The following is an 18,618-nucleotide window of genomic DNA, read 5'->3' as shown; positions in this document are numbered from 1 at the left end:
GCGTGGGCCCGCGCCGCTGCCTCGTCCGGCCGGCGGCATGGCCGCGCGTGCCTTGCAGACATTTATCCATGGAAAGAACCGATCTCTTGCCGCAGGCCCTGGGCCTGTGCGCCGCCGTGGCGGCTGTTGCGCCCGTTTGGGCCGAATCCATTCAGGCAGCTACCCAGGAAATGACGCCCATCGTCATTACGGGCGTGGCGCCCGAGGCGCCGCTGATTTTCACGACCGATCCGAAGATCCCGCGCCAGCCGGTGCCCGCCAGCGACGGCACCGACTATCTGAAAACGATCCCCGGCTTTTCGGCCATACGCAATGGCGGCAGCAATGGCGACCCGGTGCTGCGCGGCATGTTCGGCTCGCGCTTGAACATCCTGGCCAACGGCTCTTCCATGCCCGGCGCCTGCCCGGCCCGCATGGACGCGCCCACGTCGTACATCTCGCCCGAGAATTTCGACGAGCTTACGGTCATCAAGGGGCCGCAAACCGTGTTGTGGGGCCCCGGCGCGTCGGCCGGCACGGTGAAATTCGACCGCGACACGCCACGCTTTGACGAGCCCGGCGTGCGTTTCGACGGCAGCCTGCTTGGCGGTTCCTGGGGACGCAACGACCAGGCCGCCGACCTGACCGCCGGCAACGCGCGCAGCTACGCGCGGATCACCGCCAACCATTCGCACTCGCAGGACTACCAAGATGGCAATGGCGATACCGTGCCCTCACGCTGGGACAAGTGGAATGCGGATGTGGCCGTGGGTTTCACGCCCGACGCCGACACCTTGTTCGAGCTGAGCGCCGGCACCGGCGATGGCGAGTCGCGCTATGCCGGCCGGGGCATGGATGGCGTGCAGTTCAAGCGCGAGAGCTTCGGGCTGCGCTTCGAACGCGACAACCTCGGGCCCGTGTTGCGCCAGGTCGAGGCGCAGCTGTACTACAACTATGCCGATCATGTGATGGACAACTTCACGCTGCGCGACCCTGACCCGACGAGCGCCATGCCCATGGGCATGGCTTCCGACGTCGACCGCGCCACCTGGGGAGGCCGCGTGGCCGGCACCTTCGAGTTGGCTGAATCGCTGAGCCTGCAAGGCGGTGTGGACTTCCAGCGCAGCCGGCATCGCGCGCGCAGCGGCACGCAAATGAGCCCGTATCGCGACCAGCCCTGGACCAAGGACGCCGAATTCGCCAACACGGGCGTGTTCGGCGAACTGACCTGGCGCGTGGCCGAAGCCACCCGCGTGATTGGCGGCGCACGGCTTGACCGGGCCTCGGCCAAGGACTTCCGCCAGTCGGCGCGCGGCATGACGCCCATGCCCAACCCCACGGCCGGCAAGCGCCGCACCGACACGCTGCCCAGCGGGTTTCTGCGCTACGAACACGATCTGCAGAGCCTGCCCGCCACCTGGTACGCGGGCATCGGGCACGTGCAACGCTTTCCCGACTACTGGGAGCTGTTTTCGCCCGGCAGCGGGCCGGACGGCTCGGTCAACGCCTTTGCAGGCATCGAGCCGGAAAAGACCACGCAGCTGGATATCGGCGCGCAGTACCGCACCGACAAGGTCGACGCCTGGATCTCGGGCTATGCCGGCTATGTGCAGGACTACATTCTGTTCGACTACTTGCCCGGCGGCATGATGGGCGAGCGTACGCAGGCGCGCAACATCGATGCCCGCATCGCGGGCGGCGAGCTGGGCGTGTCATACCGCGCCACGCCGGCCTGGAAGGTAGGCGCGACGCTGGCCTATGCATGGGGCCAGAACCGCAGCGACGGCCGTCCGTTGCCGCAGATGCCGCCGCTGGAAGCCAGGCTTAGCGCCACCTACGACGATGGCACCTGGTCTGCGGGCGCGCTATGGCGGCTGGTGGCGGCCCAGCATCGCTATGCCGCCGGCAGCGGCAACGTGGTGGGCAAGGACTTCGGCCCCAGCGCGGGGTTCGGCGTTTTTTCGCTGAACGCGGGCTATGCCGTCAACCAGCAGGTCAAGCTGGCGGTGGGGGTGGACAACCTGTTCGACAAGGCATACAGCGAGCACCTGAACCTGGCGGGCGACGCCGGTTTCGGGTTTTCCGCCAATACGCGCTTTAACGCCGCTGGTGGCCCGCGCCGACCAGCCCGTGTGGGTGGACGCCAGCGTGGGCTTCGAGCGCCGCTCGGTGTCGCCGCCGGCGCAGCGGCTGGCGGGCGAGGTGCTGGAATGCCGCCTGGCGCCCGGCGCGCGCATCGACTACGACAAACCGCCCCGGCCCGGGCTGGAGCACCACCTGCTGCTGCTGGAAGGCCAGCTGCAGGTCATCCTGGACGGACAGCCGCTGGAATTGCGGCCCGGCGATTGCCTGCGCTACCAGCTTACCGGCCCCAACGCGTTCGTTACGCCGGCCCGCCATGGCGCGCGCTACCTGTTGTTCATTGTCTGAGAGAACACTGTGCCAGCTTCCTTTTCGCTCGATGCGCTGCCGCCCGCCGAGGCCGACGCTTGCCTGCCCGAACTGGGCGCGCTGCTGCATGCCTGCGTGCATGATGGCGCCAGCCTGGGCTTCATCCTGCCGCATCCGCCGGCACAGGCCGAGGCATTCTGGTCGGCCAAGGTGCTGCCCGCCATGCGCGAGGGCACACGCACGGTGCTGGTGGCGCGGCGGGACGGCCGCATCGTTGGCACGGTGCAGCTCGATTGCGACACGCCGCCCAATCAGCCTCATCGCGCCGAGGTGCGCAAGCTGCTGGTGCATCCGTTGCACCGGCGCGGCGGCATCGGGCGCGCCTTGATGCTGGAGCTGGAGCAGCGCGCCCGGGCCTTGCGCCGCCGCCTGTTGACGCTGGACACGCGCACCGGCGACCAGGCCGAGCCGCTGTACGCCGCCTTGGGCTACCAGCGCGCGGGCGTCATCCCGGAATTCTGCCTGGACGTCGCCGGGCAGCGCGTCGATTCGACCACCATCATGTACAAGCTGCTGTAGCGGCACGGTGCCGCGGCGCCGCCCGCGCCGCGCCGCGTACACTGGTTAGCGCGCGTCCAGGCTGCCCGCATAGTAGCGAGCCAGCGCTTCGATCTCTTGCTGAGTCAGGCGCTGGGCAAAGGCCTGCATGACGCCGGCATCGTCGTTGCGGCGCTGGCCGCTTCGGAATGCATCCATTTGCGCGATGAAGTACTGGGGAGCCTGCCCAGCCAGGCGCGGCAGCAGGACGCCTTCACCGCGCCCGCCCAGGCCGTGACAATTGGCGCACGCAGGAAGGGCTCGCGCGTTATCGCCCCTCACGTCCAACTGCCGCGCTGCTCGTGGCTCGTCGGGCAATGTGGCCAACGCCGGTGGCGGCAAGCTGGCGTAGTACCTCGCCAGGTGCCCGATCTCCCTTGAGTCGAGGCCCTGGGCGATAGTATTCATCAGGGCCTGCGTGCGGGCGCCGTCACGGTAGTCCATTAGCTGCTTGGCGAGATATTCGGCCGGTTGCCCCGCCAGCGTGGGGAACATGCCGTCCGGCTGCGCCACGCCCCGGGCGCCGTGACAAGCCGTGCATGCCTGCACGCCCGATTCGGGTTTGCCGGCCTGGGCCAGTTGCCGGCCTTGTTGCGCGTCGGCAGTCTTCAGCGCCGCTTCCCAGCCCGGGCGATAGGCCGTGAAATCCTGGGCGCTGCGCCCGGGTACTCGCCGCGGCGAGGGAGCCGCCGGCGCAGCGGCCGTGCCGGCGCCGGCGTTGGCCGCCCCAGCCGGGGCGGGTACCGGAGCGTGCTCGGCAGGCACGGCCACGGCGGTGGGGCGGATCAAGCCGCCGCCGGTGCCCCACATCTGGTAGGCCGTTGCCAGTAGCGTGACCAGCGGCGCGGCGACCATCAGTCCCATGACCACGCCGACTCCATGATTCGATGTGCTCATGTCGACACCAGCGGCCCCGGCGAACGCAGGTAGTTTGCCTTGATCTTGTCGACAATCCAGTAGGCGGTGGCGCCCACTGTCGCTGTGGGATTGAAACAGGAGTTCTGTGGAAACAGCGCCGCGCCCGTCACGAACACGTTGGGCACGTCCCACACCTGTCCATAGCGGTTGACCACGCTGGTGGCCGGATCGTCGCCCATGGCTGCGCCGCCGGTCAGGTGCGTGGATTGGTAGGCTGTGGCGGTGAACGGCCGCTTGCGGGGTCCGGGCTCGGTGGACTGCACGCCTTTCATGGCCTTGCCGATTTCGTCGCCCCTGGCGGTCAAAAAGGCCGACATGCGGATGTCGTTGTCGGGCAAGTCGTAAGTAATGCGGAGCAGCGGCTGCCCCCATGCGTCTCTGTAGGTGGGATCCAGGCTCAGGTAGCCGCCGCGCGTCGGCTGGGCGGCCCCCGTAATGGTGATCGAGGCCGAATGGTTGTAATAGCGCTTGACTGCGCGCTTCCATTCCGGCCCCCACGACGGCGTTCCCTTGGGCGTGGGATGGTAGCCGATGGGGGCGCCGCTCACTACCTGGATCTGGATATAGCCGCCACCGACGAACCCGTGCGGGCCGTGATCGAAATTGTCGGCGCTGAAGTCATCCATGGTAACCGCCACCGCGCCCGCGCCCATGAACGGGTTGATGTTCACCGATTCGTCGAAGAACAGGTTGACTCCGGAGGTGGTCTGGTGCGTGTAATTGCGGCCCACCACGCCAGTGTTGGTGTCGGGGTCGTAGGGCTTGCCGATGCCCGACAGCAGCAGCAGGCGTACATTGTTGATGCTGAAGGCGCACAGCACCACAGTGCTGGCCGGCTGGAACTGTTCATTGCCGGCGGCGTCCACATAGGTGACGCCAGTGGCACGTTGCTTGTCGGGGCTGAGCTCCACGCGCAGCACGTGTGCGCCCGTGCGGATTTCGAAATTCTCCATTTTCAGCGCCACCGGCAAGATGCACACCTGTGGCGATGCCTTGGCGAAGTGCTCGCAGCCGAAGTTCGAACAAAAGCCGCAATAGACACAGGCGCTCATGTGCAGGCCTTCGGTATTGACGTACGGCCGCGTGGCCAGCGCCGATGGCTGCACATAGGGGTGATAGCCCAGGCCGCGCGCGGCCTCGCCGAACAGTGCCGCCGCATAAGGCACTTTCATGGGAGGATTGGGATAGGGGCGCGACCGCCAAGGCTCGAACGGATTGCCGCCTTCCTGTTTCTGGCCCTTCAGGTTGCCAGCCTGGCCTGACGCCCCGATCAGGTAATCGAAACGGTCGTAGCAGGGTTCGAGTTCGTCGTAGGTGACGGGCCAGTCCTGGCAAGTCAGCTCGTCGTCGAAGATGCCCGCGCCGTACCGTTCGGCGTAGTGGCTGCGCATGTTGAAGTCGGTCGGGTCGAACCGGTAGTAGGCGCCGGACCAATGATTGCCCGCGCCTCCCAGGTGGGTGCCGGGATAGGCGAACTGCCAGCGCCGCATCGGCAGCGCGGTCTGCCTGCTGTTGTTGCGAAAAGTGTAGGTCTCGGTGGCCGCATCCTGGTGCAAGGCATGGCGCCGGGTGTACTTCAGTTCGTCGTGCACGTTTGGCCCCTGGAAATCGGGCGACGGCCAGCGCGGCTCGCCGCGCTCCAGTACGACCACCCGCTGGCCGGCCGCTGCCAGTTCTTTGCCGATAATCGAGCCGGTCCAGCCGCCGCCGATGATCGCGACATCCACGGGCGCGAGTTTCTCAGCCATGGCGATCCTCCTGCCGCGTGTGATGAGGCTGGGCCATGGCGATGGAGACGGGTTCGCCCGCCCACGCCACGCCATGCCGCTCGATGTCGTTCGAGAAACTGGCGTAGGCGCCAGGAAAGCCGACCAGCTTCCAGCCCACCATATCGCGATTGCCGCCGTACATCGGGTCCGAAAAATACCCCTCGATAGTGGCCTCGAGCAGCGCCTGGAAGAAGACGGCCGAAGGCAGCGGCGAGAAGTCGGGCTCGCCTTCCTGCATGGCGCGCAGCCAGGCGTCCTGGTGTTGCGCGTCCAGCTCGGCGAACGGCTTGCCGTTTTCCCTGAGAGTGGCCTGGTCCAGCGCCGCCAGGCCACGCCGGAACATCTCGGACGGTGTGAACGACAATTGGTAGCCTTGTTCCGGAGTGCCTTGCTGGAAAGGACCCTGCCGGTAGAACTGGTGGCCCGCGCCCCATGCGCCGGCGAGCTGGCCATCCAGGAAATACGTGACCCCTGCTTCCTTGGCTCCCGGGCCTAGATCGTCTGTCGGGATCAGCCGCGCGGCGATGGCATCCATGGCCCGGGCTTCCTGCGGATTGAAGAAGCGCAAGGTGCGGTCGGTGCTCGCCGCGGCCTCGCGGCGGACGTCGGGCGGCGCGTCGCGCGCGTGGGCAGCCCAGGCTGCGCCCGGCATTCCCACGGCCAGCGCCTTGAGCACATTGCGCCGGCTCTGGATGGGCTTTTCTTCCATGTGATGTCTCCGGTGAAGGGATACGCTTGAATGTCCGCATACAAAGGCGCCGTCTATCAGCAATTTGTCTGCCTGGCACGCCGCTTGCCCCTGAAGCGTGACTCGATCTGCTTTGGGAGCGGAACATGGACCAAGTACTTAGTTCATTGCTGCGCTGCGGCGTGGTATGCAGCGCGCTGGCGGGGGGCGCCGCGTGGGGGCAAGCTCACGACCAGGCCGTGCCGCGGCAGGCGCCGCCCGCGGGCCAGGATCAGCCTCCATTGCGGCCGGAGCAGCAAAGAATGCACGAATCCGGCCACAAGCAGGTCCCTTCGCGGCGCCAGCCAGCCAAGACAGAGCAAGGCAAGGAGGGCGGAGCCGCCGGTACGGACGCTCGCGATTCCAGGACGCAGCCCGGCAGCACCACCGGCTCCACCGGCCATGGAGGCATGCAGGGGGCGGGCGCGTCGGCAGGGTCGGGCGGCACACCTGATCTGCGCGAGTAGCGACCCGCCACGCCAAAAGCGGCCGCGCAGGCGACGACGCTCAGCCGAGCCCGCTGTTGCGCATGACAGTCTTGATGAGCTGCGCGAGCGCGAATACCACGGCCACGCCGCTACCCCACAGGAACGCCAGCCAGGCCAGGCGCCGGATCCAAAGGCGCGCGGGACGCTTCATCAGTGATACCCCTCGCCGTGGCGCACCTTGCCGCGGAATACCCAGTACGACCACCCCGTGTAAACCAGGATCAGCGGCACGATGAGCAACGCACCCACCAGAGTGAATCCCAGGCTTTGCGGGGGGCCGGCGGCCTGCCAGATGGTGATCGAAGGCGGGATCACATACGGCCACAGGCTGATGCCCAATCCGCTGTAGCCAAGGAAAACCAACGCCAGCGTCAGCAGGAAAGGAGCGGCGTGGCCGTTGCCACGCAGCGCTGCCAGCAGGCGCCAGGTCGTGGCCACCACGAGCAGCGGCACGGGCGCGAACCAGAACAGATTGGGCAGGCTGAACCAGCGCTCGGCAATGGCGGGATGTTGCATTGGCGTCCAGATGCTGATGACGGCGATCACGGCCAGCAGCGCCCAGGTCAGGCGCCGCGCAAGGGCCCGCAACCGCCGCTGCAGCGGGCCTTCGGTTTTCATGACCAGCCAGGTGGCCCCCAGCAGTGCATAGGCCACGGCGAGCCCCAGGCCGGTGAATAGCGGGAAGGAAGCCAGCCAGGCCGTGGATGTGCCGACGTAGAGGTCGTTCATGACGGGTAGGCCGTTCAGGAAGGCGCCGAGCGTGACGCCCTGGAAAAAAGTGGCCGCCAGCGAGCCGCCCGCGAAGGCTTTGTCCCATAGCCGCAGTCGGCCCGGGCGCGCCTTGAAGCGGAACTCGAAGGCGACGCCGCGAAAGACCAGGCCGATAAGCATCAGCACCAGCGGCAGGTACAGGGCGCTGAGCACGACCGAGTAGGCCAGCGGAAAGGCGGCCAGCAGCCCCGCGCCGCCCAGCACCAGCCAGGTCTCGTTGCCGTCCCATACCGGCGCCACGGTATTCATCATGACGTCGCGGTCGGCCTTCTCGGGAAAGAAAGGAAAGAGCAGGCCGATGCCCAGGTCGAAGCCGTCCATGACCACGTACATCATGACGCCGAACAGAATGATCACGGCCCAGATCAGCGGTAGGTCAATCCCCATGGTGCGTCTCCTGCGCGGCCGAGATCGGTCGCATCGGCTGGCGGGCCTCGCCCGCGCCGCCGGGCCCGGGGTCGTCGCCGGCTTCTTGGGGGCCCGCGGCCAGTAGCCGCAGCCCGTAAGCGGTGCCCGCGCCGAACACGGCCAGATATACCGCCACGAACAAGGCCAGCGTGAAGCCTACTTCGCCGGTCGTATGCGGGGATACGGCGTCGGCGGTGCGCTGCAGGCCATACACGATCCAGGGTTGGCGTCCGATCTCGGTGGTGTACCAGCCGGCCAGCAAGGCGGCCAGGCCGGCTGGCGACATGGCGAGGGCGCAGCGCAGAAATGGCCGCGACACGTACAGGCGCCCCGCACGCCGCAGCCAGTTGCCCCACAGCGCCAGGGCGATCATCAACAGTCCCAACCCGACCATGACGCGGAAGGTCCAGAAAATGATCGTGGAGTTGGGCCTTTCGTCGGGCGGAAAGGATGAAAGCGCCGGAATCTGGCCGTCCCAGCTGTGCGTCAGGATCAGGCTGCCCAGGCGCGGAATTTCTACCTTGTAGCGGGTCGTCTCGGCCTGCATGTCGGGCCAGCCAAACAAGATCAGCGGCACGCCCGAGCCGGGCGGCGTGGGCCTCCAATGGCCCTCCATCGCCGCCAGCTTGGCGGGCTGGTGCTGCAGCGTATTTAGCCCGTGCAGGTCGCCCAGCACGGCTTGCAGCGGCGCGCAGGCCAGCAGCATCCACATGGCCATCGACAGCATCGTCCGCACCAGCGGATGGTCGCGCTCGCGCAGCAGGTGCCAGGCCGCGGTGCCGCCGACCACGAGCGCCGTGGCCAGGTAAGCCGCGACGACCATGTGGCTGAGCCGGTAAGGAAATGAAGGGTTGAAGATCACGGCCAGCCAATCCACAGGCACGGCGCGTCCGTTGACGATGTCGTGCCCCTGCGGGGTCTGCATCCAGCTGTTCGATGCAAGTATCCACGTGGCGGAGATCAGGGTTCCCAGCGCGACCACGCATGTCGACAGGAAGTGCAGCCCTGGTCCGACGCGCTTCAGGCCGAACAGCATCACGCCGAGAAAGCCTGCTTCCAGGAAAAAGGCCGTCAGGACTTCATAGGTGAGCAGGGGGCCGGTGATGGCGCCGGCGAAGCGCGCGAAGCCTGCCCAGTTGGTGCCGAACTGGTAGGCCATCACAATGCCCGAGACTACGCCCATGGCGAAGGCCACCGCGAACGGCTTCAGCCAGAACTGATACAGCGTCAGGTATCCGGCGCGGCCGGTGCGCAACCACAATGCTTCGAGCACGACCAGATAGCTGGCCAGCCCGATGGTAAGGGCCGGGAACAGGATATGAAACGATATCGTGAAACCGAACTGGATCCGGGCCAGCAGCAGCGCGTCCATGGGCCTCCGTGGCCCTGCGGCCGTTCAGGAGTGATACAGCCGACCCGGCAGCAAGCCGCGTGCCATGTGGACGATGCCCGCCACGGATAGAGGGGCTCAGGCGCGGTCCGCCCCGCCGTCGGTGGGCGGCGGCGCGGCCGCGGGGTGCCCGCTCCGGCTGGCCGCGCGCCCGTCCGGCCGCCGGCCGAGCATGAAAACCGAGGCCAGCACGCAGGCCACGCCCAGCAACTGGCGCGACGATATCTGTTCGCCCAGCACGCCAGCCGACAGTAGCAAGGCGGCCACGGGCGCCACGGCGGTAAACAAGGCGGCTTCGGCGCCGCTGACGCGTTCCGCGCCCGCATACCACAACAGGAAGCCCGCCACCGTGGGCACCACGGCGTAGTACGCCACCGCGGACAGCGCGCCGGGCGGAAGGCCGCCCGGCCAAGGCGCTTCGAGCAGCGCGGCGGGCGCCGCCATCGCCAGGCCCAGGGCGCTCATGCAAGCCGACTGCGCCAGCGGCCGCAGCGGCTGGCGCAGCCGTTTGTTCAGCAAGATGAACAGGCTTTCGCACACGATCGCGCCGAAGATAAGCAGGCTGCCCAACCCGGATTGCGGTTGTCCGCCATGCGCCTGCACGGCGATGAACAGCACGCCGGCCGCCGCCAGCGCGATGGCGCCCAGCGTGGCGGGCCGGGGCCGTTCGCCCAGCGCCACAATGGCCGTGGCCGTGGCGACCACGGGCATGGTGCCGATGATGATGCCGGCGTCGGCCGCCGACGTATGGCGCAATCCGAGAATCAGCAGGGCGGTGTAGCCCACGCTGCCCGCGCCCGCCTGCAACAGCAGCACCAGACCGTCGTGCCGGCTCGGGCGCGGCCAGGGCGTGCGCGTCCAGGCCATCAGCAGCGCGAACAGCGGCAGCGCGACGGCAAAGCGCAACGCGGTGGCGGTGAACGGCGGCAGGCCCGCCGCGATAAGCTTGCTGGCCACCACCGTGCTGCCCACGGTGGCCATGGCCAGGGCCAGGTACAGATATCCCTGCGTGCGTCGTGTCATCATGGGTGCGGGTTCACATGCATCGTGGCCGCAGCATAGAAGCGCGCCGGCGCGGCGTCTTGTACGTTATTGCAGGCGGCGGCGCGCTGCCTGTATCAGGGCCTGGCGTAGGCGCCCGGTGTCAATCCGTACAGACGCACGAACACGCGCGTCATGTGGCTCTGGTCGGCGAAGCCGCTGGCCGCGGCCGCATCGGTCAGGGCGGCGCCATGGCGGATCAGGCGGCGCGCCAGACCGGCGCGGCGCTGCATCTGGTAGGCGTGCGGGGGCAGCCCGGTGGCCCGGCTGAAGGCGCGCAATGTCTGGAAGCGGCTCAGGCCACTGGCGCGCGCCAGGTCGGCCAGCGACAGCGGGGCGGCCGGGTCGTCGTCGATCAGGGCGCGGGCCTGCGCGATGGCGGCGGGCACGGGGGCGGGGCGGTTTTGCGGCGGCAGGTCGAGAGAGCCCGCCAGCAGCGCCAGCAGCAGGGATTCCTGCATGGGCGTGGCCGCGCCAACGGGCGGCGCCGTGGCGGCCGCGTACAGGCGGCGAAAGCCGCTGGCGAGCGCCGCGTCTCGAATCACGGGCTGTGCGAACTCGCGCCAGCCGTGCCAGCCCGCGCTGATGTCGGCAACCGCGCGCGCGATCCGCTCGGGCTCGATGTACAGGATCATCCATTGCCGGCCGCCGTCGCCGAGGGGGCTGCCGTCATGAACTTCGCCTGGATTGACCGTAATGAGGTCGCCCGCGGCGGCCTGCACCATGCCGCGCCCGCTGCGGGATCGTTGCGCGCCGCGGGTGATCAGGCCGATGCCGAACTGGTCGTGCGTGTGGCGGCCGAACGCGCGCCGCGAGTCGGCCTCGATGGCCTCGGCGCCGGCGATGCCGCACAGTACGCGCCGGAAGTCGCCGCGCGCCATGTGCGACTTAGCCTTGCGCGCGGCCATAGGCGGCCAGCCCGCCCACGGTGGCCGCCAGTTCTTCCTGCAACTGCCGCATCAGCTCGCCGGCTGGCACGCCGCGCGACAACGCGGCCGCCTGGCCGGCCCATTGGGCGGCAAAGTCGGCGCTGCCTTGCGCTTTGGCGGCAGCATTCAAGGCCTTGCCGGCATCGTAGGTATAGGGGTAGCCCGGCGTGGGCGGGCAATCGGCCGCGGCGCCGAGCGCGGTCAGGCGGTTGGCGATGCCGCGCGCCGGCCGCCCTGAAATGGCGCGGGTCGAGACGGTGGAGACGGAGCCGGCCAGCAAGGCTTGCCGATAGGCGGAATCGGCCGCCGATTCGGGGCACGATACGAACGCCGTGCCCAGTTGCGCGGCTTGGGCGCCCAGCGCCAGCACCGCGGCCACGCCCGCGCCGTCCATGATGCCGCCCGCGGCGATGACCGGCAGCGGAAACTGCGTGGCCAGCAGGCGCGTCAACGCCAGCGTGCCCAATTGCTCGTCATGTCCGTCGGGATGAAAGATGCCGCGGTGGCCGCCCGCTTCGACGCCTTGGGCGACGATGGCGTCCAGGCCCGCCTCGGCGATGCGCTCGGCCTCGTCGGGGCTGGTGGCGCTGGCCATCAGATAGATGCCGGCCTGGCGCAGCGCGGCGATGCGGGCCGCGTCGGGTAGCCCGAAATGGAAGCTGACCACGGGCGGGCGCTCGGCCAGCAATACATCCAGCATGGCGTCGTCGGCCACGAAGCTGGTGTAGATCTCGCGCAGCGTGGCAGGCGGCTGCGCGCCGAATTCCGCGAAAGCGGGCGCCAGGTATTCGATCCAGCGGGCCTGGCGCGCCGCGTCGGCGGTATCGGGCGCATGGCAGAACAGGTTTACGCCAAAAGGCCTCGCAGTCAGCGCGCGCGTCTGTGCGATGGCCTGGCGGGCGCCGTCGGCATTGGTGGCGCCCAGGCCCAGCGAACCCAGGCCGCCGGCATTGGATACGGCGGCCGCCAGGGCCGGCGTGCTGGTCCCGGCCATGGGGGCCTGGATGATCGGCGTCGTCAGGCCCAGGCGGGACATCAAGGTAGAGGCAGGTTTGGAAATTGGCATGGCGAGTCCCGGGTGGTGGAATTTGCAAGCAACGGTACTTGAATGTGAGCCGGCTGCAAAGCGCGTCCGCCGTCGCGCGGTAGGTATCGAAACAACCGCGCGATTTACGCGTTGGGGGCGGACGGCTGGCAAGCACGCGGCACGCGCCGCCGCAGCTTTTTTCTTCGGGATGTCAGGGCGCGCGGCGCGGGCCTGCGTCAGCGATGCGCGAGGATATTCACCAGCTTGCCGAACGGGTCGCGCACATAGAAGCGGCGCACGCCCCAGGGCTCTTCGGCGGGGCCGTACTCGATGGCGAAGCCGCCCGCGCGCAGGCGGCGCAGGGCCTCGTCCAGGTCGTCGACTTCGATGGAAAGATCGGGAGTGGGGGTGTCCGACCCGCCCTGGGTGGCTACGGCTATCTGCACGGTCATGTCTTGGGAGGTGCCGTAGGTGGCCAGCCAGCCATGGTCCATGAGAACGTCCAGGCCCAGCGCATCCTGGTAGAAGCGTCGGGCCGCCGCGATGTTGGTGGCGTGGATGTTGGCGACAATGCGCTTGACTTGCATGAAGGCTCCTGGGGAAGCTGTCTGCGTACGATACCGCAGCCGGGTGGCGATCCCGGCAGACGGGGGTTTTGGCTCTTTCGGCGAGAAACTATTACCAATATTGACGTCATCTTGCTTCCGCTGTACGTTAACCAGACATTGCGTGCCGACGGATGATCGATAAGGAAGACTTCGATGGCATCTCTTCAGTGCAAGCTCCCCCGGCCGCCGCCCAGGCGGCCCAGCGCGTAGTAGCCCCAACCCACGCTACAGGAGCCTGACCGTGAGCCATTTCGTCGACCGCCTCAAGTACTTCGCCCGTGCCAAGGAGTCATTCGCGGAGGGCCACGGCAGTGTGGTCCAGGAAGACCGCAGCTGGGAAAAAGCCTATCGGGACCGATGGCAGCACGACAAGATCGTGCGATCGACCCACGGCGTGAACTGCACCGGCTCGTGTTCCTGGAAAATCTACGTGAAGGGCGGGATCGTCACGTGGGAAACCCAGCAGACCGACTATCCCCGCACGCGCGCCGGCATGCCCAACCACGAGCCGCGCGGTTGTTCGCGCGGCGCGTCATATTCGTGGTACCTGTACAGCGCCAACCGCATCAAATATCCCATGTTGCGCGGCCGCCTGGCGCGCTTGTGGCGCGAGGCCCGCAAGACCATGGCGCCGCTGGCGGCATGGGAACACATCTGCACCGCGCCCGGCCTGGCCGACGACTACAAGCGGGTGCGCGGCATGGGTGGATTCGTGCGCGCCACCTGGGACGAAGTCAACGAACTGGTGGCCGCCGCCAACGTCTATACCATCAAGCGCTACGGACCGGACCGCGTGGTGGGGTTCTCGCCGATCCCGGCCATGTCGATGGTGTCGTTCGCGGCGGGCAGCCGCTATCTGTCGCTGCTGGGCGGCACCATTCTCAGCTTCTATGACTGGTATTGTGACCTGCCGCCGTCCAGCCCGCAGACCTGGGGCGAACAGACCGACGTGGCCGAATCGGCCGACTGGTACAACTCCAGCTTCATCATGCTGTGGGGGTCGAACGTGCCGCAGACGCGCACGCCCGATGCCCATTTCATGGTCGAGGCGCGCTACCGCGGCGCCAAGGTCGTGTCGATTTTCCCCGACTATGCCGAAGGGTCGAAGTTCGGCGATGTATGGCTGCACCCCAAGCAGGGCACCGACGCCGCGCTGGCGCTGGCCATGGGCCACGTCATCCTCAAGGAGTTCCACCTGGAGGGCAAGAGCGAGTACTTCCGCGAGTACTGCCGCCAGTATTCCGATATGCCCTTCCTGGTGCGGCTGGTGCGCCAGGGCGACCATTACGTGCCCGAACGCATGCTGCGCGCGGCCGACTTCCCCGATGGGCTGGGGCAATCCAACAACCCTGCCTGGAAGACCGTGGCCTGTGACGACGCCAGCGGGCAGGTGGTGGTGCCGGCCGGCTCGATCGGTTTTCGCTGGGGCCAGCAGGAAGGCGGCGACCAGGGCAAATGGAACCTGGAATCGAAGGACGCCCAGGGCAACGCGGTGAAGCTGCGCCTGTCGCTGGTGGGCAGCCACGACGAGGTCGTGCCGGTGGCGTTTCCGTACTTCGGAGGCCGCCAGCACGACTACTTTCAGGGCACCAACCACCCTGAAGTGCTCGAGCGCAACATGGCGGCGCGCCGCGTGCAGACCACCGAAGGCGAGGTGCTGGCCGTTACCGTGTACGACTTGCTGATGGCCAACTACGGGCTCGATCGCGGGCTGGGCGGCGCCAACGTGGCGGCCTCGTACGATGACGACGTGCCCTACACCCCGGCCTGGCAAGAGCGCATTACGGGGGTAAGGCGCGATGACGTCGTCAACGTGGCGCGGCAGTTCGCGCTGAACGCCGACAAGACCCGGGGCAAGTCCATGGTGATCCTGGGCGCGGGCCTGAACCACTGGTACCACATGGACATGGCCTACCGCGGCATCATCAACCTGGTGGTCATGTGCGGGTGCGTTGGGCAGTCGGGCGGCGGCTGGTGCCACTACGTGGGCCAGGAAAAGCTGCGGCCCCAGACCGGCTGGACTACGCTGGCGTTCGGCCTGGACTGGTGCCGCCCGCCGCGCCACATGAACGGCACCTCGTTCTTCTATGCGCATACCGACCAGTGGCGCTACGAACGGCTGAAGGTGTCGGAGATTCTGTCGCCGCTGGCCGACCCTGGCGCCTTCCAAGGGTCGCTGATCGATTTCAATGTGCGCGCCGAACGCATGGGCTGGCTGCCCTCGGCGCCGCAGTTGCAGACCAACCCGCTGCAGGTGGTGCGCGACGCGCGCCAGGCAGGGCAGGAGCCCGCGGCGTATGCCGTGCAGGCGCTGCGCGATGGCCGCCTGAAACTGTCTTGTGAAGACCCCGACCATCCCGACAACTATCCGCGCAATATGTTCGTGTGGCGCTCCAACTTGCTGGGCTCGTCGGGCAAGGGGCACGAATACTTCCTGAAGCACCTGCTGGGCACCGAACACGGGGTGCAGGGCAAAGACCTCGGCCAGTCCGGCGAAGACAAGCCGCAGGAAGTCGCCTGGCACGACGAGGCGCCGCGCGGCAAGCTCGACCTGCTGGTGACGCTGGACTTCCGCATGTCCACCACCTGTGTCTATTCCGACGTGGTGCTGCCCACCGCTACCTGGTACGAGAAAAACGACCTCAACACGTCGGACATGCATCCGTTCATCCATCCGCTGTCGGCCGCGGTAGACCCGGTATGGGAGTCGCGCAGCGACTGGGAAATCTACAAGGGCATCGCGCGGGCCTTTTCCGCCATTGCCGAGGCCGAGCTGCCCGCCGCGCAAGACCTGGTGCTGACGCCGCTGCAGCACGACAGCCCGGCCGAGCTGGGCGACCCGTACGAGGTGCGCGACTGGAAAAAAGGGCAGGCCGAACTGATTCCCGGCAAGACCATGCCGTCGATGGCGGTGGTCGAACGCAACTACCCTGGCCTGTACAAGCAGTTCACTTCGCTGGGGCCGCTGACGCGCAAGCTGGGCGTGGGCGGCAAAGGCATCAACTGGGCCGCCGGCGACGAATGCGACCTGCTGGCGCAGCTTAACTATCAGGTAGAGGAGCAGGGCATCAGTCAGGGCCTGCCGCGCCTGGATACCGACATCGACGCGGCCGAAACCATTCTGGCCCTGGCGCCCGAGACCAACGGCCACGTGGCGGTCAAGGCCTGGCAGGCGTTGTCGGCATTCACGGGGCGTGATCACCAGCACCTGGCGCTGCCGCGCGAGCACGAGAAAATCCGCTACCGCGACCTGCAGGCACAGCCACGCAAGATCATCTCCTCGCCGACGTGGTCGGGGCTGGAGTCCGACCACGTCAGCTACAACGCCGGCTACACCAACGTGCACGAGCTGATTCCGTGGCGCACGCTGACCGGGCGCCAGCAGCTGTACCAGGACCATGCCTGGATGCGGGCCTTTGGCGAAGCGCTGTGCGTATACCGGCCGCCGGTGGACACCAAGTCGATCACGCCCATGCTCGAAGAGCGCTATGGCAACGGCAATCCGCAGGTGGTGCTGAACTTCATTACGCCGCACCAGAAGTGGGGCATTCATTCCACCTACACCGACAACCTGATCATGCTGACCCTGTCGCGCGGCGGACCGATACTGTGGATGTCGGAAAAAGACGCTGCCCGCGCCGGCCTGGTGGATAACGACTGGATCGAGGCCTACAACGTGAACGGCGCCCTGGTGGCGCGGGTGGTGGTCAGCCAGCGCGTGCCGGAAGGCATGACGCTGATGTACCACGCGCAAGAGAAGATCGTGAACGTGCCAGGTTCGGAAATCACCGGCGCGCGCGGCGGCATTCATAACTCGGTGACGCGCGCGGTGCTCAAGCCCACCCACATGATCGGCGGCTACGCGCAGTTGTCGTACGGGTTGAACTACTACGGCACCGTAGGCTCGAACCGCGACGAATTCGTGATAGTGCGCAAAATGAACCAGATCGACTGGCTGGAACAACCACGCGCGGCCCAGGCCGAGAATCCCCACGTCTAGGCCCCCGGGCATCGGAGACAACCATGAAAGTGCGTGCGCAAATCGCAATGGTGCTGAACCTGGACAAGTGCATCGGCTGCCATACCTGTTCGGTCACCTGCAAGAACGTCTGGACCTCGCGCGGCGGCATGGAATATGCCTGGTTCAACAACGTCGAAACCAAGCCCGGCATCGGCTACCCCAAAGACTGGGAAAACCAGAAGCGCTGGAACGGCGGCTGGAAACGCACGGCGGCGGGCAAGATCGAGCCGCGCCAGGGCGGCAAGCTGCGGCTGCTGGCCAATATTTTCGCCAATCCGAACCTGCCCGAGATCGACGACTACTACGAGCCGTTCACCTTCGACTACGAACACTTGCACAACGCGCCGGAATTGCAGGCGGCGCCCACGGCCCGGCCGCGCTCGCTGATCACCGGGCAGCGCATGGAAAAGATCGAGTGGGGTCCGAACTGGGAAGAGATCCTGGGCGGCGAGTTCTCGAAGCGGTCGCAGGACTACAACTTCGAAGAGGTGCAGAAGGACATATACGGACAGTTCGAGAACACCTTCATGATGTACCTGCCGCGCTTGTGCGAACACTGCCTGAACCCCAGCTGCGTGGCCAGTTGCCCGTCGGGGTCGATCTACAAGCGCGAGGAAGACGGCATTGTGCTGATCGACCAGGACAAGTGCCGCGGCTGGCGCATGTGCGTGTCGGGCTGCCCGTACAAGAAGATCTACTACAACTGGCAGAGCGGCAAGGCCGAAAAGTGCATCTTCTGTTATCCACGCATCGAGGCCGGACAACCCACGGTGTGTTCGGAAACCTGTGTGGGCCGTATCCGCTACCTGGGCGTGCTGCTCTACGACGCCGACCGAATCGAGCAGGCGGCCGCGGTGCAGGACGAGAAGGCCCTGTACGAGGCGCAGCTGGACGTGTTCCTGGACCCGGACGACCCGGCGGTCATCGCGCAGGCATTGGCCGACGGCGTGCCGCAAGGCTGGCTCGACGCAGCCCGCCAGTCGCCTACCTACAAGATGGCGGTGCAGTGGCGCATCGCCTTCCCGCTGCATCCCGAATACCGCACGCTGCCCATGGTGTGGTACGTGCCGCCGCTGTCGCCCATCCAGGCGGCGGCCAACAGCGGCCATATCGGCGCGTTCGGCGAAATTCCCGATGTGCGGTCGCTGCGCATTCCGCTGCGCTACCTGGCCAACATGCTGACCGCCGGCGACGAAGCGCCGGTGGCGCTGGCGCTGGAGCGCTTGCTGGCCATGCGCGCGTTCATGCGGGCCCGCACGGTCGATGGCCAGGAGCGCGGCGACATTCTTAGCCAGGTGGGCCTGAGCACCGAGCAGGTCGAGGACATGTACCGTTACCTGGCCATTGCCAACTACGAAGACCGCTTCGTCATTCCCACTTCGCATCGCGAATATGCTGAAGATGCCTTCGACATGCGCGGCGGCTGCGGATTCTCGTTTGGCAACGGGTGCTCGGGGGGAACCTCGGAGGGCAGCCTGTTCGGCAGCAAGCCGCGCGGCAATGCCCAACAGGTTGTGTTCATGGAAGTGCAGCGCGACAAAATCACGAGCTGAA

At 67.2% G+C, this 18,618-nt stretch carries 14 protein-coding genes and 2 pseudogenes; 6 read left to right on the top strand and 10 right to left on the bottom strand.

Annotation, left to right across the window (positions count from 1 at the left end; translation table 11 throughout):
* Positions 1 to 68 precede the first annotated feature (68 nt).
* From BPET_RS19480 to BPET_RS19475, 3 genes and pseudogenes are all read left to right on the top strand, one after another.
* A pseudogene (locus BPET_RS19480) lies at positions 69 to 2,090 on the top strand (TonB-dependent copper receptor); the annotation flags it as partial.
* A pseudogene (locus BPET_RS27375) lies at positions 2,083 to 2,409 on the top strand (XRE family transcriptional regulator); the annotation flags it as partial. The pseudogenes BPET_RS19480 and BPET_RS27375, both read left to right, overlap by 8 nt.
* Before the next feature lie 9 nt (positions 2,410 to 2,418).
* Positions 2,419 to 2,949, top strand: a complete 531-nt coding sequence (locus BPET_RS19475) for a GNAT family N-acetyltransferase (protein ID WP_012250728.1) — start codon at positions 2,419 to 2,421, stop codon at positions 2,947 to 2,949.
* Positions 2,950 to 2,994: 45 nt separating this feature from the next.
* Here the strand turns inward: BPET_RS19475 and BPET_RS19470 are convergent, their stop codons facing one another.
* The 3 genes from BPET_RS19470 to BPET_RS19460 are packed head-to-tail and all read right to left on the bottom strand — an operon-like array spanning position 2,995 to position 6,363.
* A complete protein-coding gene (locus BPET_RS19470) occupies positions 2,995 to 3,864 on the bottom strand; it encodes a c-type cytochrome (protein ID WP_012250727.1) in 870 nt (289 codons plus the stop codon).
* Positions 3,861 to 5,633, bottom strand: a complete 1,773-nt coding sequence (locus BPET_RS19465; protein ID WP_012250726.1) for a GMC family oxidoreductase — start codon at positions 5,631 to 5,633, stop codon at positions 3,861 to 3,863. Before BPET_RS19465 ends, BPET_RS19470 begins: the two co-directional genes overlap by 4 nt.
* Entirely contained in the window at positions 5,626 to 6,363 is a 738-nt protein-coding gene (locus tag BPET_RS19460) for a gluconate 2-dehydrogenase subunit 3 family protein (protein ID WP_012250725.1), read from the bottom strand. Before BPET_RS19460 ends, BPET_RS19465 begins: the two co-directional genes overlap by 8 nt.
* 125 nt (positions 6,364 to 6,488) lie before the next feature.
* Here BPET_RS19460 and BPET_RS19455 point away from each other — a divergent pair, with 125 nt between their 5' ends.
* Entirely contained in the window at positions 6,489 to 6,848 is a 360-nt protein-coding gene (locus tag BPET_RS19455) for a hypothetical protein (RefSeq protein ID WP_041863085.1), read from the top strand.
* A 40-nt stretch (positions 6,849 to 6,888) separates the two neighbouring features.
* Here BPET_RS19455 and BPET_RS26405 read toward each other — a convergent pair whose 3' ends face one another.
* The 7 genes from BPET_RS26405 to BPET_RS19425 form a co-directional block, all read right to left on the bottom strand.
* Positions 6,889 to 7,020 (bottom strand): DUF2474 domain-containing protein, encoded by a 132-nt coding sequence (locus tag BPET_RS26405; RefSeq protein WP_085970225.1) that lies wholly within the window; start codon positions 7,018 to 7,020, stop codon positions 6,889 to 6,891.
* Positions 7,020 to 8,027: a cytochrome d ubiquinol oxidase subunit II gene (gene cydB / locus BPET_RS19450; RefSeq protein ID WP_012250724.1), complete on the bottom strand. Its 1,008-nt coding sequence runs from the start codon at positions 8,025 to 8,027 to the stop codon at positions 7,020 to 7,022. Before cydB ends, BPET_RS26405 begins: the two co-directional genes overlap by 1 nt.
* On the bottom strand, positions 8,017 to 9,420 hold the full coding sequence (locus tag BPET_RS19445) for a cytochrome ubiquinol oxidase subunit I (RefSeq protein WP_012250723.1): 1,404 nt from the start codon (positions 9,418 to 9,420) through the stop codon (positions 8,017 to 8,019). The genes cydB and BPET_RS19445 overlap by 11 nt, the downstream gene beginning before the upstream one ends.
* 96 nt (positions 9,421 to 9,516) lie before the next feature.
* A complete protein-coding gene (locus BPET_RS19440; protein ID WP_041864237.1) occupies positions 9,517 to 10,461 on the bottom strand; it encodes a DMT family transporter in 945 nt (314 codons plus the stop codon).
* 95 nt (positions 10,462 to 10,556) lie between these two features.
* Positions 10,557 to 11,360, bottom strand: coding sequence for an AraC family transcriptional regulator (locus BPET_RS19435; protein WP_041864235.1), 804 nt, complete (start codon positions 11,358 to 11,360; stop codon positions 10,557 to 10,559).
* A 7-nt stretch (positions 11,361 to 11,367) separates the two neighbouring features.
* Entirely contained in the window at positions 11,368 to 12,474 is a 1,107-nt protein-coding gene (locus tag BPET_RS19430; RefSeq protein ID WP_012250720.1) for an NAD(P)H-dependent flavin oxidoreductase, read from the bottom strand.
* A gap of 197 nt (positions 12,475 to 12,671) precedes the next feature.
* On the bottom strand, positions 12,672 to 13,022 hold the full coding sequence (locus BPET_RS19425; protein WP_012250719.1) for a VOC family protein: 351 nt from the start codon (positions 13,020 to 13,022) through the stop codon (positions 12,672 to 12,674).
* Positions 13,023 to 13,284: 262 nt separating this feature from the next.
* Between BPET_RS19425 and BPET_RS19420 the strand changes: the two genes are divergently transcribed.
* Both BPET_RS19420 and narH read left to right on the top strand, forming a co-directional pair.
* Positions 13,285 to 17,043 (top strand): nitrate reductase subunit alpha, encoded by a 3,759-nt coding sequence (locus tag BPET_RS19420; protein WP_012250718.1) that lies wholly within the window; start codon positions 13,285 to 13,287, stop codon positions 17,041 to 17,043.
* Positions 17,044 to 17,066: 23 nt separating this feature from the next.
* Positions 17,067 to 18,617 carry a nitrate reductase subunit beta gene (gene narH / locus BPET_RS19415; protein WP_012250717.1) on the top strand — a complete coding sequence of 517 codons (1,551 nt, stop codon included), beginning with the start codon at positions 17,067 to 17,069 and terminating at the stop codon, positions 18,615 to 18,617.
* The last annotated feature ends 1 nt before the right edge of the window (position 18,618 follow it).

Origin of the sequence: Bordetella petrii (assembly GCF_000067205.1) — a bacterium.
GTDB classification, from domain to species: Bacteria; Pseudomonadota; Gammaproteobacteria; order Burkholderiales; family Burkholderiaceae_B; genus Bordetella_A; species Bordetella_A petrii.
This window is presented reverse-complemented; position numbering and strand designations above follow the sequence as displayed.

Excerpts from the sequence above, each read along its gene's own strand:
- narH (WP_012250717.1), top strand. The coding sequence starts at position 17,067 with ATGAAAGTGCGTGCGCAAATCGCAATGGTGCTGAACCTGGACAAGTGC.
- BPET_RS19440 (WP_041864237.1), bottom strand. The coding sequence starts at position 10,461 with ATGACACGACGCACGCAGGGATATCTGTACCTGGCCCTGGCCATGGCC.
- BPET_RS19435 (WP_041864235.1), bottom strand. The coding sequence starts at position 11,360 with ATGGCGCGCGGCGACTTCCGGCGCGTACTGTGCGGCATCGCCGGCGCC.
- cydB (WP_012250724.1), bottom strand. The coding sequence starts at position 8,027 with ATGGGGATTGACCTACCGCTGATCTGGGCCGTGATCATTCTGTTCGGC.
- BPET_RS19425 (WP_012250719.1), bottom strand. The coding sequence starts at position 13,022 with ATGCAAGTCAAGCGCATTGTCGCCAACATCCACGCCACCAACATCGCG.
- BPET_RS26405 (WP_085970225.1), bottom strand. The coding sequence starts at position 7,020 with ATGAAGCGTCCCGCGCGCCTTTGGATCCGGCGCCTGGCCTGGCTGGCG.
- BPET_RS19465 (WP_012250726.1), bottom strand. The coding sequence starts at position 5,633 with ATGGCTGAGAAACTCGCGCCCGTGGATGTCGCGATCATCGGCGGCGGC.
- BPET_RS19460 (WP_012250725.1), bottom strand. The coding sequence starts at position 6,363 with ATGGAAGAAAAGCCCATCCAGAGCCGGCGCAATGTGCTCAAGGCGCTG.
- BPET_RS19430 (WP_012250720.1), bottom strand. The coding sequence starts at position 12,474 with ATGCCAATTTCCAAACCTGCCTCTACCTTGATGTCCCGCCTGGGCCTG.
- BPET_RS19455 (WP_041863085.1), top strand. The coding sequence starts at position 6,489 with ATGGACCAAGTACTTAGTTCATTGCTGCGCTGCGGCGTGGTATGCAGC.
- BPET_RS19445 (WP_012250723.1), bottom strand. The coding sequence starts at position 9,420 with ATGGACGCGCTGCTGCTGGCCCGGATCCAGTTCGGTTTCACGATATCG.
- BPET_RS19470 (WP_012250727.1), bottom strand. The coding sequence starts at position 3,864 with ATGAGCACATCGAATCATGGAGTCGGCGTGGTCATGGGACTGATGGTC.